Below are 16,309 nucleotides of genomic sequence, written 5' to 3' on the forward strand. Positions count from 1 at the left end.
AAGCTCTCCTTTGCCCTGAATCATTTGCTGAGTCAGAGTTGTTTTTATGTTTATAACACTAATATGATAACATATTAGTATAAGTGTGACAATCTATTTTTTATTTTTTTGCTGTTTTTGTTTTAGGTTTAACTGTCTTAAATGCTTCAAACAATTCTTTATTGTTATCTGTTCGGCGCAAGAAATTGAGTAGCTGATCCGTATACTCTAGCGAATCACCTTTCATATGGCGTCTCAAGTGCCACACTTCTTCTAATTCAGATTCTGATAATAATAAATCCTCTTTACGGGTACCCGAACGTTTGACATCCACAGCTGGGAAAATACGTCGCTCTGCTAATTCACGAGATAAATGAAGTTCCATATTACCAGTCCCTTTAAACTCTTCGTAAATTACATCATCCATGCGGCTACCAGTATCAACTAAAGCAGTTGCTAATATAGTTAAGCTACCGCCCTCTTCAATATTACGAGCTGCACCGAAGAAACGTTTGGGTTTAAATAAAGCTGCAGGGTCAATCCCTCCACTCAATGTTCTACCACTTGGCGGAACGACTAAATTATAGGCTCTAGCTAAACGGGTAATACTATCCATTAAAATAACAACATCGCGTTTATCTTCTACCAAACGCATTGCGCGCTCTAAAACTAATTCAGCAACACGCGTATGATTTTGAGGTTGCAAATCAAATGTTGATGATACCACATCAGCTTTAACACTACGCTCGATATCTGTAACTTCTTCTGGTCGTTCGTCAATTAGTAAAACAATTAATTCCACTTCAGGATGATTTTCAGTGATACCATTGGCAATTTCTTTGATAATCGATGTTTTACCTGCTTTAGGTGGCGCTACAATAAGCCCACGTTGCCCAAAACCAACTGGCGCAAAACAATCAATCATTCGCGTACTTAAACGTCCTTTAGTAGTTTCCAATTTTAACTGCTTATCTGGATAAAGAGCTGTTAGTGCTGGAAAATGTGGACGTTGTTTTGCTTCATCTGGATTTTTACCATTTACAGATTCCACATGCATTAAGCCATAGTAACGCTCAGATTCTTTAGGTGGTCTAGCCTTACCTGCTACTTTATCTCCATTTCGAAGATCGAAACGGCGGATCTGAGAAGATGAGATGTAAATGTCTTCTTGGCTAGAAGAATAATTAATCGGTCTTAAAAAGCCATATCCCTCTTGAGATACGACATCTAAAACTCCTTCCATCATAAAGAACCCTTGCTTTTCAGCTTGGGCTCTAATGACGGCTAAGGATAATTCTTTCTTATTCATTTGACTATAATAAGGAATCTTAAAGTCTTTAGCGTAAGTATACAATTCTTTTAGGGTCTTTGTTTCAAGTTCTCCCATTGTTAAATAATCTTTAGCACTTTTTATCATAGGTTAGTCCTCTTCAATCATTCGAATGTCGGCACCTAAAGTTGTTAATTTCTCAATAATTGAATCATATCCTCTTAAGATATGTTCTACATTTGTTACTTTTGTTTCGCCTTCAGCAAGAAGTCCTGCAGTAACTAAACATGCTCCAGCACGTAAATCACTAGCTGCAACTTCTGCACCTTGTAATTTATTCGGACCTTCAAGAATAATTAAGTTTCCTTCGACACGAGCATTAGCACCCATACGTGCTAATTCAGGAATATGATTGACACGTTTTTGATAAATCGTATCAACTAATGTACTTTCACCTTTAGCTAATAACATAAGCGGCGTCAAAGGTTGTTGTAAATCAGTTGCAAACCCTGGATAAGGTTGCGTTTTAATGCTTGTACCTTTTAATTCTTTAACAGGATGAACAAAAATTGAATCTTCTCCAATTTCAAGTTCCACACCCATCTCTTCAAGTTTTGAAATAAAACTTTCAATATGCTCGTGAATAACATTTTTAACTAAAACACCTTCACCAGCTGCCGCTGCCATTGAGATGTAAGTTCCAGCTTCAATACGGTCAGGAATAATAGTATGACGACAACCATGTAATTCTTTAACGCCATCTATTCTAATTTCATCCGTACCTGCACCGCGAATCTTAGCACCCATATTATTTAATAATGTTGCTACATCAATAATTTCAGGTTCTTTCGCAGCATTCTCAATAATTGTACGTCCTTCAGCCTTAACAGCAGCTAACATAACATTGATTGTTGCCCCAATAGAAACAACATCCATGAATATACGCGCGCCTTGAAGCCCTTCTTTAGTTGCGTCTAAGTAAGTCGCACCATGTTCAGTTTTAACATCTGCACCTAATGCTTCGAAACCTTTGATATGTAAATCAATTGGACGTGGTCCTAAGAAACAGCCTCCGGGAAGTCCTACAACGCCTTCACCGAATTTACCTAACAATGCACCCATAAAGTAATATGACGCTCTTAAACTGCTGATTTTACCACTTGGCATTGGTACTGAAACCATACCTGTTGGATCAATTACCATTTGATTATCTTTTAATGTTACTTTAACACCCATAATTTCAAGAATTTCTTTTAATGAATGGACATCACTAATATCTGGCATACCGTCTAATGTCACAGGAGAGTCTGCTAAAATAGCTGCAGGAATTAATGCCACCGCACTGTTTTTCGCTCCGTTGATTGTCACTTCACCTTTTAGAGGATTTCCCCCATTAATAACAAATTTTTTCATATTTTCTCACATTCCTTAAAACTGCTGAGCAGTTATTTTTCATTAGTAATTTTTTTACTTCAATCTTACTCATTTTATCACATTTTTTGATTATAAAAAAGTACCTATTAATTATACCTAAAATCATCTATAAAACAACAACCTTGTGCAATTTCTTGTACTCTTTCAAAAAAAACGTTCATATAACAAGCATTTATCTGAGATAAAACCATAAATGAATCCCATTTGGATCATCAATTTGAAGTAAATCCCCTGCTCTACTTAAATAAAATTCTTGATTATTTTCTTTTAAATAATTTGAAAGATGTGCTATAGATTGTTTATTAGGCATCTTAAATGCTAAATAATCTAATCCTAAAACATCATCTTCACTTGGCAAGCCTGAAAGCATCTCAAATTGAAGTGCCCCAATTTTATTTTTACTAGGCTGATAGATACGTCTTTCTTTGTAAGTTTGGGTATAGAACCCTAATATTTTCTGGTAAAACACGTGACTTTTTTCTTCATCAACAACATCCAACTTAACTTTTCCGAGGATAGGACCACTACGTTCAAAATGAATCGCTTCTTCAAAACAAATCGATAAATGGTTTCCTTCTGGATCGACTACATTTATCCTTAGACCTTGAGCTTCTTTTAAATACTCATAATTGTAATTTGCGTTTCTAAAATTAGTTTCAACTTTATCAAAAGATTCTCGTGTTGGAAAATACAATGAGTAACCAAGTAACCCATTACGATTGTCTGTTGTTTTATAGCTATCTGGATCTTCATATAACGAGAAAATGGTGTCATTATTAGCTTTAGTTCCTACATAAGCAATCCCATTCTCTTCAATTAAAACATCTAAATTCAATAGTTCTTTATAAAAAAACAATTCCTTATCAATATCTTTAACTTTCAGAGCAATGACGTCTAATACAGGGGCTAATAATCGGCCAGTCAACATGTTTTTTTCGCTACCTTTCTAGAAAATATTTAACAAATGTTATCCTATCATTTTTTCTATAAAATTAACAGTAATACGCAAAAAAAAAAAGGGTCTCTTTTAAAAAGAAACCCCTTTTTTTACATCTCAACTGTATCAGAAAACTGACTGTTATATAAATCTGCATAAAAACCATCTTTAGCCATTAAGACATCATGATTTCCAGTTTCCATAATAGAGCCTTGATTCATCACAATAATATTATCTGCATCTCTGATCGTAGATAATCTGTGTGCCACCACGAAACTTGTTCTACCTTTTAACAAACGGTTCATCGCTTGTTGGATTAAAACTTCAGTACGAGTATCCACACTTGATGTTGCTTCATCTAATATCAAGATTTCAGGATTAGCAAGGAAGGCACGTGCAATAGTAATCAATTGACGTTGCCCTTGAGAAATATTACTTGCATCCTCATTTAACACTGTATCGTATCCTTCTGGTAAACGACGAACAAATTCATCAGCATGAGCTGCTTTGGCTGCTTCATAGACTTGTTCTTCTGTCGCATTAGGATTGCCATACTGAATATTGTCATAAATAGAACCTGTGAATAACCAACTGTCTTGTAAGACGATAGAGAAACGAGCACGTAACTCTTCACGTGTCATATCACGAACATCTTGACCATCTAATTTAATTGAACCACCACTAACATCGTAAAAACGTTCTAGTAAGTTAATAAGAGTTGTTTTACCCGCACCCGTAGGCCCAACGATGGCAATCATTTCCCCCTCATCTACTTCTAAATCAAATCCTGTCATTAATAATTCTGACTCATCGTATCCAAACTGGACATCATCAAAAATAACTTTTTTAGATGTTTCGACTACAGGATACTCTGATTTTTCATCAGACATTTCTTGTTCATCTAGAACTTCAAACACACGTTCCGCAGAAGCAATTGTTGATTGAATTGTATTCATCAAGTTCGCAATCTGTGTTAAAGGTTGTGAGAATTGATTTGTATATTGTAAGAATGCCTGAACATCCCCTAAATCCATGTTCCCATTTGCCACTTTAATCCCACCAAGTACCGCCACTAAGACATACCCGATATTTTTAATGAAATTCATTAATGGCATAATCATAGCAGAAATAAATTGTGCTTTACGTCCAGCTTCATATAATTTTTCATTTTGTTCCTCAAATACTTCGATAGCTTGAGACTCGTAATTAAAGCTCTTAATTACATTATGTCCACCATAAGTTTCTTCTGTTTGATTATTTAGTAACCCCAAACTCTTTTGTTGTTGGCTAAAGTGTTTTTGTGATTTAGGTGCTACCACCATAACAACAATCAAACTCAAAGGAACAGTTGCTAAAGCAACTAGTGTTAATTGCCAGCTGATTGATAACATCATCGCTAGGACACCCACGACTGTCACAGTACTCGTCACAAGTTGTGTCAAACTTTGTTGTAACGTACTCGAAATATTATCCATATCGTTAATCGCACGAGACATGATATCTCCATTTGAATGCGTGTCATAGTAATGAATAGGTACCTTGTTCATTTTTACTTTTAACTCTTGACGCATTTGATACACTGTACGCTGAGAAACACGGGTCATGATAAATTGTTGTGTAAAATTAAAGACTGCTGAGATGGCGTACATCCCAATAACAATGAGTAAAATTTGACCAACTTTATCAAAATCAATCGGAAACTTCTCTAAAGGTGTCCCCGCCTTGGCTTGGGCAACTCCTTTCATGATTCCGTTATAAATTTCAGTCGTTGCCTTACCTAATACCTTAGGTGTACTAATCTGAAAGATAGTTGCTGCGATTGCAAGTACAAATACTAATAAAATCGCATACGCACGTTTGGACATGTATCTAAGTAAACGTTTAGTTGTTCCCCAGAAATTCTTCGCCTTTTCAGGTTTTGTTCCTAAAGCTGCTCCTGGTCCGCCACGTCTTCCGCTCATGCAATCTCCTCCTCTCTCATTTGAGAACTAATAATTTCTTGGTAAGTTTCACATGTTTCTTTTAATTCATCATGTGTTCCTTGTCCCACGATTTTTCCTTCATCAATAACTAATATTAAATCAGCATCGATAACCGTACTAATACGTTGGGCTACAATGACAACAATTTCTTCTTTAATATCTTTTTTAAGTGCTTCGCGTAACTTAGCATCTGTTTTAAAATCTAACGCTGAGAATGAATCATCGAAAACAAAGACATCTGCCTCTTTAACCAAAGCTCTGGCAATACACAGACGTTGACGTTGTCCACCAGAGAAGTTGCCTCCCCCTTGTTCAACATGACTGTCTAGACCCTCTTCTAATTCAGAAACAAATGATTTAGCTTGAGCAATTTCTAATGCATGCCACAATTCTTCATCTGTTGCATTTTCTTTTCCGTACTGTAAATTTTCTCTAATAGTTCCTGTAAATAACATTGCTTTTTGTGGAACAAATCCAATATGATCAACTAATTCTTCTTTATCCACAGTGTTGACAGGAACACCATTTAATTTAATTTCCCCCGATTCAATGTCAAAGAAACGTGGAATCAAATTAACTAAAGTAGTTTTACCAGAGCCTGTTCCACCAATAATCGCTAATGTTTCGCCACCTTTAAGTGAGAAATTAACATCTTTAAGAGCTAAGTTTTCAGCTCCTTTATAACGATAATCCACATGATCAAATTCTAATGAAACTGTTTCTTGATCAGTAGATAACGCTGTTGGTGTTTTGGGTTGTTCTAAATCATCTTCTAAATCTAAGACTTCATTGATACGAACGGCTGATGCTTGCGCACGAGGTACCATAATGAAAATCATAGATAACATTAAGAAACTGATTAAAATTTGTGTTGCATAGGTCATAAAGGCAATCATATGCCCTACTTCCATTTTCATATCTGCAATTAAATGACTACCTTGCCATACAATTAAAATAGTCGTACCACTCATAATAACTGTAACAATCGGGATCATCATAGCCATAATTGTATTGACTTTAATCGCTGTTGAAACAAAATCGTGATTGGCTTCATCAAAACGATCCGCTTCATAATCCGCACGATTAAAAGCACGAATAACACGAACACCTGTCAAACCTTCACGGAAAACTAAATTAAGTCTATCTGTTTTCTTTTGCATACTCTTAAATAGAGGAACCGCAAAATACATCACTATCCCAATAAAGACAATTAAAATTGGAATCGTGATTAAAAAGACTCTTGTTAACTCCGCATTTTTTTGATACGCTAAGAAACTTGCACCTATTAATGTAATCGGAGCATTAATCATTAGACGTAAAAACATTTGAGCAACCATCTGAATTTGATTCACGTCATTTGTTGTACGTGTAATCAAAGATGCCGTCCCAAATTTATCCATTTGATTATGTGAGGCATAACTCACTTTTGAAAAAATCTCAGAGCGAAGTTGTTTCCCTAACTTTTGCGCTTCTTTTGTTGCAAAATAAGTATTTCCAATCGCCGCTAATATACTAATGAAAGAAAAACCAATCATTACGCCACCAACAGACCAGATATAAGGAATATCGCCTTGAGCGACTCCTTTATCAATAATATTTGACGTTAGTGTCGGCAAGTATAAATCACTCATTACCTGAACTAACATAAAGCCCAAAGCTACAAATACCGACACTAAGGACATACGTTTAACTATTTTTAACATTCATCTTCACCTACCTCATTTTTATACACACCATATTGCAACCAACCCAATTTCGTTGCAAACTCTTCTTTAATCTCACTAACATTCACTTTTTCACCACGAATTTCTTGCTTATATGCATGGTTAATAGATGTAAACATCATGCCTGTCACTAGTTTCACTAGCATAATCAATTCCTTATCACTTGAAAATTTCAACTGACTTGTATCGATAACATCCATCATCGTTTCAATCTTCTCTTTATGCTCACATTTCCGTTGTTCTTTAAGTTTCGCATAATGAGCTTCTTGAGAAATCTCCGGCGAGACACGTGCTGTTCCTTTAAAATCTAAATACATAAATAGATTTTTATAAAATGCAGAATTTGGACCATACAACGCTTCTTCAAACCAACGATTAAAATAAACAACCGCTGCTTCAAATAAATTCCCATCAGATTGTTTTAACAAACTCTCAAAATCGCTTTTACTCGATAGACGTAATGTATCAAAATAATAGTAATACAAATCGTCTTTATCTTCGAAATACTGATAAAAACTGCCACGAGATATCCCTGCTAGTTTTACAATCTTAGCAATAGAGGCGTCTTGTAATGGGACTCTTGAAAATTCTTTTTGAGCCGCATCCATCAAGCGCTCTTGCTTTTCTGACGGTAAATTAAAAAAAGTTTCCTTAGGCATTCTGTTTCCTCCATTCTCCTCCAAAAATATGACAACCTGTCATATGACACTATGTCATTATATATGACAACCTGTCATATTGCAACAAAAAAAGAAGCAGCTATTAGCTACTTCTTTTAAAACTTATTATTTTTTAGCTTGTTCACGACGTGCAATTGCTGGCATAATCATACCTAATGCAATTAAAACGATTGGTGTCGCAATATTTAAAGCTAATTGGAAAATATATTCTGTTTGATGTGTAGCGTAATCTACTTTTGGTACCATACCAAAGATACATGCTAACGCAGTGAATAAGAATAACCACCATCCAACAATATAACCAACTTTTGGATTTTTAATAAATTTATAGTCTGATTCGAATTCAGTATGCTTTTTATTAATCCAGATAAAGGCCAAGAAGACCCACATATAGCGCATAGGCATTACAACTGAATTTAAGTTTGTTAACCATTTGAATAATTCATTCATGTTACCGATACCTAATGAAGGTAACACGATTAATATTGTTACTAAGATACCAGTGAAGATGTAACCATTAACTGGTGTTCCTTTTTTGTTAACTTTAGATAATTTAGATGGGATGTAATTAGGATCTGCATCTGAAAGTAAAATCTTAAGTGGCGCATCAATAGAGAATGCTAATGCAGAAATTTGTGCTAATGAATTAGCTACTGCATATAAAATAACAAATAATGGTCCTACATTATAAAAGTTACCTAAACGTTGGAACGCTTCATAGGCTCCATTTACCATTAAATCTTCTGGAATATTGTTGGCATCAAAAATCATACCCATTGCAACTGAACCTAATAACGCACAGACTGCAACCATACCCGCTAAAATTAACATTCCTTTAGGGAACTCTTTAGATGGGTTTTTAGTATTGTTTACATAAGGTGAGATTTTTTCACATCCACCTACGGCAAATACTAACATAGAAACTGTTGTTAAATATGAGAAATCAAACTTAGGAATATAAGTTGAAAGTTTGCCCATATTTGGTGTAGCAATTTCTGAACCTGTTAAAGCAGGAGCTGAAACAGCTAATAAAATAAATAGTAATGACATTACGAACATTGCTGTCCCCGCCATATTACCAATCATTTTAAGTGTTGTTAAACCTTTTGAAGCAATCCATAAGAATACTAAGAAAATAGCTAAACAGATAAGTGATACTAGTTTCGCATCTACAGTATTAACAAAATCTCCATTACCTTTAAATAACCAGCTTAACGCTACTAAAATACCTTGTGGTTTTTGAGCTAGGTACGGAATATGTACAACCCAATATGTCCAAGCCGCATAATATGCGAGTCTAGTTGTTGATGTTTCTTTAATCCAAGATGAAACACCCCCAGCTGATTCTTTAAAAGTTGAACCTAATTGCCCTACACTTAATGCATAAGGAACAAAATATAATGCCATGATCAAAATCCAAGATACTACTACCGTTAACCCTTGTTGAGCGAAGTTATTCACAACGTTACCTAGACCCCATACAGCTACAAAGGCCATTAAGGCGATGTTATACCAACGCAATTGCTTTTCGTTCATCGTTTACTCTCCTTATCAAGTTTTAGTTAATAAATCCTCCTTAAGTTTAATCGCTTGTTCTTTTATAAGCAATATGGAATCTGTCATTATCATTAAAATTTAATTAATAAATAACACTAAAATACAGACAAAAAAATAACGCACTAACAAAGTAAGCGATTACCTTGTTGATACGTTAAGTTTTATGATTATTAGTATTATCTCATTATATCTAAGTGAGGGTTCTCTAAGAATTGATCAACATGTCGTTTGGATAATATTGGACTGTCTCCTTGAGTGGTATGAGCTAAAACTGAACTGGCTGTTGCAAAGTTAACGATATCTTGAAGAGGACTATTTTCTAAATACTTCACGATAATACCTGCAGCATAAGCATCACCTGTTCCTATTCTATCTAACGTGTAGACTGGATAGAAAGGCGATAAAGCATATTCAGACTCTGTGTAAACAAACCCTTGTACAAATCGAGCAGTCGTTTCAATTTTTTTATTAGTTCCTGCAAATAATTTTATTTTATTCGCTTTTAAAAACTTCTGAACAATCCGCTCATAGTTCGACTCCTCATACTTCGTTTCCAATTCTAATAATTCAATTAAATCACGACTTGAACCCAATACGATAGACGCATAACCTAACATCTCTTCATAGTCTTTCCTGATTAAATTCAGGTCCGCCTCATAAGCAAGTGAGGGACGGTAATTAAAATCGAAACAAACCTCTTTCTCTGACTCGAAAGCAATTCTTGCCAATGCTAATGCAGCGAAACGTGTTTCAGGTGTCAAAATTAATGAAATCCCACAAATGTGAACCAAATCAACTGAGTCAACGGCTAAACGTAATTCATCCTCTGTCCATGTGCTCAAACAAAATGAACTGTGAGCTCTGTCCAAGTATGTCACCTCAGATGGTCGATTGCCGTAACCTTGTTCAAGAAAATAAAGGCCGATATGATTACCACCTTGTTTAATGAACTGGTCCGATACGCCTAGTCTGCGAACATCAGCTTTAGCTGCATCCCCAACACGATTATCAGGTAATTGTGTAAGTAATGCCGTCTCGTATCCAAAATGAGCTAAGCCACTTAAAACATTTAGACCTGTCCCAGTGAAATTCAAACGGGCTTCATTTGTTTGTTCGATTGTTCTATTCTGAGCCATTGCAATGCGAAGCATAACCTCTCCAAAAGCTAGAATTTTCTTTTTATTTTCAGTCATAGTGTTTCCCTTCAATTAACCGACTAATTTTTTCACAATTGTTAATAATGTTACGACATCTTCTGGTTTTGTATCACCTGTTTCACTATCAATAATTGAGCTGTAAACATGAGGAATCACTTTTTTTACACCCGCATCTAAAGTAATTCTCAAAATTTCTTCAAAGTTCTCTAAATCAATTCCACCTGTTGGTTCTAAATAGAAATCGTGAGTGGCACACGCTTCTGCTACTACTTTAAATTCATCAATATGGTTTAAACCTTTCATATTAAAATATTTAATTGAGCTTGCTCCCATATCTTTTAGTAAGGCAATAGTCGTTTCTACAGGTATTTCAGCTACCGGCGCCTGGCTACTCAATGGTCCTGTTGCGATGTTAACAAATCCTGGACGACCTGTTGGTGACACTAAAGCATTTACAACTGTTTCATCTTGTTTTAAAGCCGTACGTGACGCTCCCGCTCCTGTAAAAACTTGATTAACATGTTGGGGTTGCAGTACTTCTGATAAGCGTGTCACCATTTGACTTTGGTTAGGGTCCCCTGCTCCAAGTCCTACAGATAAAGCATTACCTGTTGCTTCTTGATATTTTTTCATATCTTCAATTGCTAACTCATCTGTTGCATAATTTTTAGATAACACACCTAGTACAACGTGTCCTTCTGCCGCTTCGTAACATGCCTTTGCATTCTCAATTGAATTAGCTAATACATTTAAACAGACTCTATCTTGATAATAATTTGGTGTTTTTTTCATTTTCAGTTCCTTCTTTCTTTCTTTATTCCGTAACAATTGTGCGTAAACGTTCAACAATCTTTGTCATCTCATCTTCTGAAACTGCTCTGATATCAAATTCAATAATGCCATTATTTGCTCGGTATTCACGCGTATATACTGCTGGACTTTCTGCTTTTAATTCGCGGATTACTTCTTTAGCATCAAGATTTTCTGACACTTTTACTTCTGCACGGTAGATTTCTCTGCCTGCTCCATCTTGCACACATGTTGCTGTAATACCTGTTAATGTATTTAGATTCTCAAGAAACGGCACTAGACGGCGCTTCATCGACTCCCCATCTTCACTACCATTCGCTAAATAATCTTCAATAGCTTGAGTAAAGCCAAGTACATTTTCTTTTCCAATTTTCATAGAGCGCGCCATACCTAATGACTGCATACTAACCCATTCCATATAAGGTTGCTTTCCTACTACAAGACCTGAACTTGGCCCTTCAATAGCCTTAGCCCCACTAAAAATAATCAAGTCTGCTCCTAATTCAACATAATAACTTAACTCTTCCTCCGCTGCTGCATCTAAAATCAATGGTAGCTTATGACGATGTGCAACTTCAATCGCCTCTTGGATGGTTAACATACTTTTTTGAACAGTATGGTGACTCTTTACGTACAAGATAGCTGCCGTTTTATCCGTTATCATCATCTCAATATCTTCTGGTGTACAACGATTTGAATAACCCGCTTCAACTATTTTTCCACCACCTTGAGCAATCATAACATCAATACCTGTACCGTAATCGACATTATGACCTTTAGGGATGATAATCTCACGTGCCTCTCCTCTATCTTCATAAGGGTGATACAAATGATAACGTGACCCTTTACCTATAACAGCAGCTATTGACTGGGCAATACCAGCCGATGCACTTGAAACAACACGTGCGCCTTCTACACCAACTAAATTTGCGATATAATTTCCAGTTTGACTCATCAACTCTGACATTTCATAGAAATTATTGCCACCTTCAATTTGTGCCTCTTGTACCTTTTTTGATACTTTTGATACACCTAAAATTGTCATCTTACCTGACGCATTTATAACTTCTTTTAATTGATACTTCTCATGACTACTTTGCATTGTATATGTCGCCTCCTACAATCGTCAATTCCGGAATAATCTGTTTTTTGACTTGTCGTGTATTGCCATTTGAATCAGTTAAAGTCTTTAACTCTTCATTTAAACTGAAGACCGTAAAGTCAGCATCTGCCCCTACTTCTAGGTGACCTTTACCTGTTAAATCAAAATATTCTGCCGGTTTAACCGTTATTTTTTCAATTAACTCGGGTAAATTATACCCTACTTCTAGTAATTTTTCTAATGTCGTTGCCAAATCATGAACCGGTCCATCTTCACGGTTACGATGATATATATCTGTACTAATCGTTGCGGCTTTAAGCTTTTCTTTAAAGGCAATTTCTGCTACGTGGAAATTAAAGCTATCTGTTCCGTGTCCAATATCAAAAATAACGCCTTTTTCATAGGCATCAAATACAAATGATTTAATAGAATCATCAGACGCTAAAATACCATTCTCTTTTCCATTAAAACAATGGGTCACAATATCGCCTGCTTCAAGTTCTTTTAATATATCTGATAATTCTGGAGGAGCCGAGCCTATATGTACCATTAAAGGTAAGTCATCTGTGGCTTTTTGAATACGTTTTGCCCAAATCAAAGGCTCTAAACCATTCTCACCAATAACAGAAGCACTCATTCTTGCCTTTAAACCAATGATAAACTCTGGGTATTTTTTTATTGCATTTTTAATAGATTCTTCACTTAATCGTTCCATATCAGCTAGTTCATCTTGTTTTACAATTCCTGTTTTAGAAATATTAATTAAGGCCAAAACATTCGTTTTTGCCTTAATCGCATGATTATAAAAGTCACCGATATTATCCGCACCAGTCGAGCCTGCATCAATAACTGTCGTCACACCTTTTTTTATACCAATTTCATCAGGAAAATCATAATAAAGTGACATTTTTTCATAACAATGAACATGACTATCTATCCAGCCTGCAGAAATAAGTTGGCTGTCTTTTAATGTTACACTATCTTTACTTTCTCCAGACAGCTCATCTGAAATGGCAACGATTTCACCATCAGTGACCCCTATTTCTATACTATCTCCTGTGACTGTCTTAGCATTTTTAATAATTAAATCAAACATTTTTTCACTCCTTTCACTTACTATTCGACAACTTTTTTATTTATTATAACATTATAACATTATAATCCTGCATTTTCTCAATAAAAAAAAATAAATCCTATCAAAAATAGGATTTATACTTCAAATTGTATTTCATATGGATATTTTTCTGTATCATAAAGTGCTACCGATACTTCTATTACTTTTTCTTCTTCATTATAACTTCGTCTAACACGTTTTAATAAATGAGTCTCCTCTGTTTTTAAAATGCGTTGTTCCTCCGCACCTAGTATGCTAATCGAAAATTGATCTTTAAAATGATTAATCGTAAACCCTTGCTTAGATAGTAAATGATACAACGACGCAACATCTAAATTTTCATTTATTTCTTCATAAATACTTCCGGATAAAAAGTGGTTAAAAATAATATAGGGCTCTCCATCTAGCTTATAAAGTCTAAATATTTTTGTAACCTCTGACCCAAAATAGTGATAGTAAGGATGATCTTCATGAATTTCTATCTTCTCAATTGATACTATTTCTTTAGTAATATTTTGACCTTTTTTTTCTAAAATAGTTGAGAAAGAATCTCCTTTAGACAACTTATTAAATAGACGATTACTAATAACTGTTGTCCCTTTCCCACTTTTCTTTTCAACGTATCCCTGATTAGCTAATACTTCTATCGCTTTTCTAATTGTAATCTTACTTACGCCGAATAAAGCTTCAAAATCAGTTTCTGTCGGTAACATTGTCCCTACCGGATAAACATTATTTTGAATGTCATTTTTTATCGTATCGGCAATATCTAAATAAAGAACACTCTTTCTTTTCATTTAACAACTACCTTCCTTTTCTTCTCCCAACTTGTATCGTAGGACTACTCTCATTCATTATACAAAAAAAAAGAGCTTTTAGCTCTCTTTTTACTTTTAAATCTCAATAATTTTTTCAATAAATAACACAAACCTTTTTTTACTTCATATAAAAAAAATAAGGTGCTACTTTTTATATAACACCTTAAATTTTTTTTACATCAGTATTTACACATTGTTTTCTCATTTTTTAAATTATTTGTTTCTTTTCCTTACGTGCTAAAGCCGGCATAATCATACCTAATGCAATTAATACAATGGGAGTTAATATATTCATAGCAAGTTGGAAGATATATTGACCATGATCTGCTGAATAGGCGATCTTAGGAAGCATCCCTAAAATACAAGCAAATGCTGTGAAAACAAAGCACCATAATCCAATAATATAACCCACGATTGGATTTTTAACGAATTTATAATCAGAAGTAAATTTTTTATGTTGCTTATTGATCCACATATACGCTAAAAATACCCATAGATAACGCATTGGCATAACAATTGCATTTAAACTAGTCATCCATTTTATAAGTTCTGTCATATTACCAATTCCTAGAGATGGAATAATAATTAAAATAGATACCAATATCCCAGTAAAAAGATAACCATTCACAGGTGTTCCTTGTTTATTTACTTTAGATAATTTCTTAGGAATAAAATCATCATCTGCATCAGAAAGTAATATTTTCAGTGGCGCGTCTATTGAAAACGCCAAAGCCGATACTTGTGCCATTGAATTAGCTACAGAGTACAGTATCACGAAAAAGCGACCTACTCCATAATACTCACCCAATTTTGCAAAGGCTTGATATGACCCATTAACCATCAAATCATCAGGAATATTATTAGCATCGAACAACATTCCCATGGCAACAGACCCCAATAAAGCACAGACTGCAACCATTATCGCTAAAATAATCATCCCTTTGGGAAATTCACGAGAAGCATTTTTTGTACTATTAACATATGGTGATATCTTTTCACAACCACCTACTGCGAACACTAACATTGAAATTGTCGTCAAATACGACACATTTATTTTTGGAATATATGTAGAAATATGCGTCATATTAGCAGTTTCACTAACCGTCCCTCTTAATGCAGGTGCAGATACTGCTAATATAATAAATAATATCGACATAATAAACATTGCAGTTCCAGCCATATTACCAATCATCTTAAGAGTAGTTAGTCCTTTAGATGAAATCCATAAAAACAGTAAAAAGATAACCAAACAAATAGCAGATATAATTTTGGAATCTACAGTATTAACAAAATCTCCATTTCCTTGAATCAACCAACTCAGTGCCAATAAAATTCCTTGAGGCTTTTGGGCGAGATAAGGAATGTGGACAACCCAATAAGTCCAAGCAGCATAATAAGCTAACCGTTTGGTTGAGGTCGCATGTATCCACGACGATACCCCTCCAGAAGCTTCCTTAAATGTAGAACCTAACTGTCCAACGCTTAGTGTATACGGAACAAAATAAAATATCATAATCAAAATCCAAGACGTCACAACTGTCAGACCTTGTAATGCATAGTTATTTACAACATTACCTAAGCCCCATACCGAAACAAATGCCATAAGTGCGATATTATACCAACGTAATTGCTTTTCGTTCATCATTAATCTCCTTAAATTCATTTTATACTACACTTTTATTGTAAAGGTTGACCGACATAGAAAACGTTTACAATGTTGTTTTTTAGCATTTTTTCAGAATGAA

At 34.9% G+C, this 16,309-nt stretch carries 13 protein-coding genes; all 13 read right to left on the bottom strand.

The window, feature by feature from the left end; genetic code table 11:
- Positions 1 to 100: 100 nt before the first annotated feature.
- On the bottom strand, positions 101 to 1,396 hold the full coding sequence (rho, locus tag CBF31_RS04060) for a transcription termination factor Rho (protein WP_126831086.1): 1,296 nt from the start codon (positions 1,394 to 1,396) through the stop codon (positions 101 to 103).
- A gap of 3 nt (positions 1,397 to 1,399) precedes the next feature.
- On the bottom strand, positions 1,400 to 2,662 hold the full coding sequence (locus CBF31_RS04065) for a UDP-N-acetylglucosamine 1-carboxyvinyltransferase (protein ID WP_126831087.1): 1,263 nt from the start codon (positions 2,660 to 2,662) through the stop codon (positions 1,400 to 1,402).
- Between the two features lie 193 nt (positions 2,663 to 2,855).
- On the bottom strand, positions 2,856 to 3,611 hold the full coding sequence (locus tag CBF31_RS04070; RefSeq protein WP_126831088.1) for a CppA C-terminal domain-containing protein: 756 nt from the start codon (positions 3,609 to 3,611) through the stop codon (positions 2,856 to 2,858).
- Between the two features lie 119 nt (positions 3,612 to 3,730).
- The gene (locus CBF31_RS04075; RefSeq protein ID WP_126831089.1) at positions 3,731 to 5,581 is read right to left on the bottom strand and encodes an ABC transporter ATP-binding protein; all 1,851 of its coding nucleotides are present in this window, start codon (positions 5,579 to 5,581) and stop codon (positions 3,731 to 3,733) included.
- Entirely contained in the window at positions 5,578 to 7,305 is a 1,728-nt protein-coding gene (locus CBF31_RS04080; RefSeq protein ID WP_126831090.1) for an ABC transporter ATP-binding protein, read from the bottom strand. The genes CBF31_RS04075 and CBF31_RS04080 overlap by 4 nt, the downstream gene beginning before the upstream one ends.
- Positions 7,299 to 7,985, bottom strand: coding sequence for a TetR/AcrR family transcriptional regulator (locus tag CBF31_RS04085; protein WP_126831091.1), 687 nt, complete (start codon positions 7,983 to 7,985; stop codon positions 7,299 to 7,301). The genes CBF31_RS04080 and CBF31_RS04085 overlap by 7 nt, the downstream gene beginning before the upstream one ends.
- A 126-nt stretch (positions 7,986 to 8,111) precedes the next feature.
- Positions 8,112 to 9,542: an APC family permease gene (locus CBF31_RS04090; RefSeq protein ID WP_126831092.1), complete on the bottom strand. Its 1,431-nt coding sequence runs from the start codon at positions 9,540 to 9,542 to the stop codon at positions 8,112 to 8,114.
- Positions 9,543 to 9,739: 197 nt separating this feature from the next.
- Complete coding sequence (locus CBF31_RS04095) at positions 9,740 to 10,756, bottom strand: sugar kinase (protein WP_126831093.1); 1,017 nt, start codon at positions 10,754 to 10,756, stop codon at positions 9,740 to 9,742.
- A gap of 15 nt (positions 10,757 to 10,771) precedes the next feature.
- Positions 10,772 to 11,512 carry a 2-dehydro-3-deoxy-phosphogluconate aldolase gene (gene dagF, locus CBF31_RS04100; RefSeq protein ID WP_126831094.1) on the bottom strand — a complete coding sequence of 247 codons (741 nt, stop codon included), beginning with the start codon at positions 11,510 to 11,512 and terminating at the stop codon, positions 10,772 to 10,774.
- A gap of 22 nt (positions 11,513 to 11,534) precedes the next feature.
- Entirely contained in the window at positions 11,535 to 12,632 is a 1,098-nt protein-coding gene (locus CBF31_RS04105) for a DgaE family pyridoxal phosphate-dependent ammonia lyase (RefSeq protein ID WP_126831095.1), read from the bottom strand.
- Positions 12,622 to 13,728 carry an amidohydrolase/deacetylase family metallohydrolase gene (locus tag CBF31_RS04110; protein WP_126831096.1) on the bottom strand — a complete coding sequence of 369 codons (1,107 nt, stop codon included), beginning with the start codon at positions 13,726 to 13,728 and terminating at the stop codon, positions 12,622 to 12,624. Before CBF31_RS04110 ends, CBF31_RS04105 begins: the two co-directional genes overlap by 11 nt.
- 113 nt (positions 13,729 to 13,841) lie before the next feature.
- On the bottom strand, positions 13,842 to 14,543 hold the full coding sequence (locus CBF31_RS04115; RefSeq protein ID WP_126831097.1) for a GntR family transcriptional regulator: 702 nt from the start codon (positions 14,541 to 14,543) through the stop codon (positions 13,842 to 13,844).
- A 229-nt stretch (positions 14,544 to 14,772) separates the two neighbouring features.
- Positions 14,773 to 16,209 carry an APC family permease gene (locus CBF31_RS04120; RefSeq protein ID WP_126831098.1) on the bottom strand — a complete coding sequence of 479 codons (1,437 nt, stop codon included), beginning with the start codon at positions 16,207 to 16,209 and terminating at the stop codon, positions 14,773 to 14,775.
- Positions 16,210 to 16,309: the final 100 nt, after the last annotated feature.

It is taken from the genome of Vagococcus fessus, from assembly GCF_003987565.1.
GTDB lineage: Bacteria > Bacillota > Bacilli > Lactobacillales > Vagococcaceae > Vagococcus_D > Vagococcus_D fessus.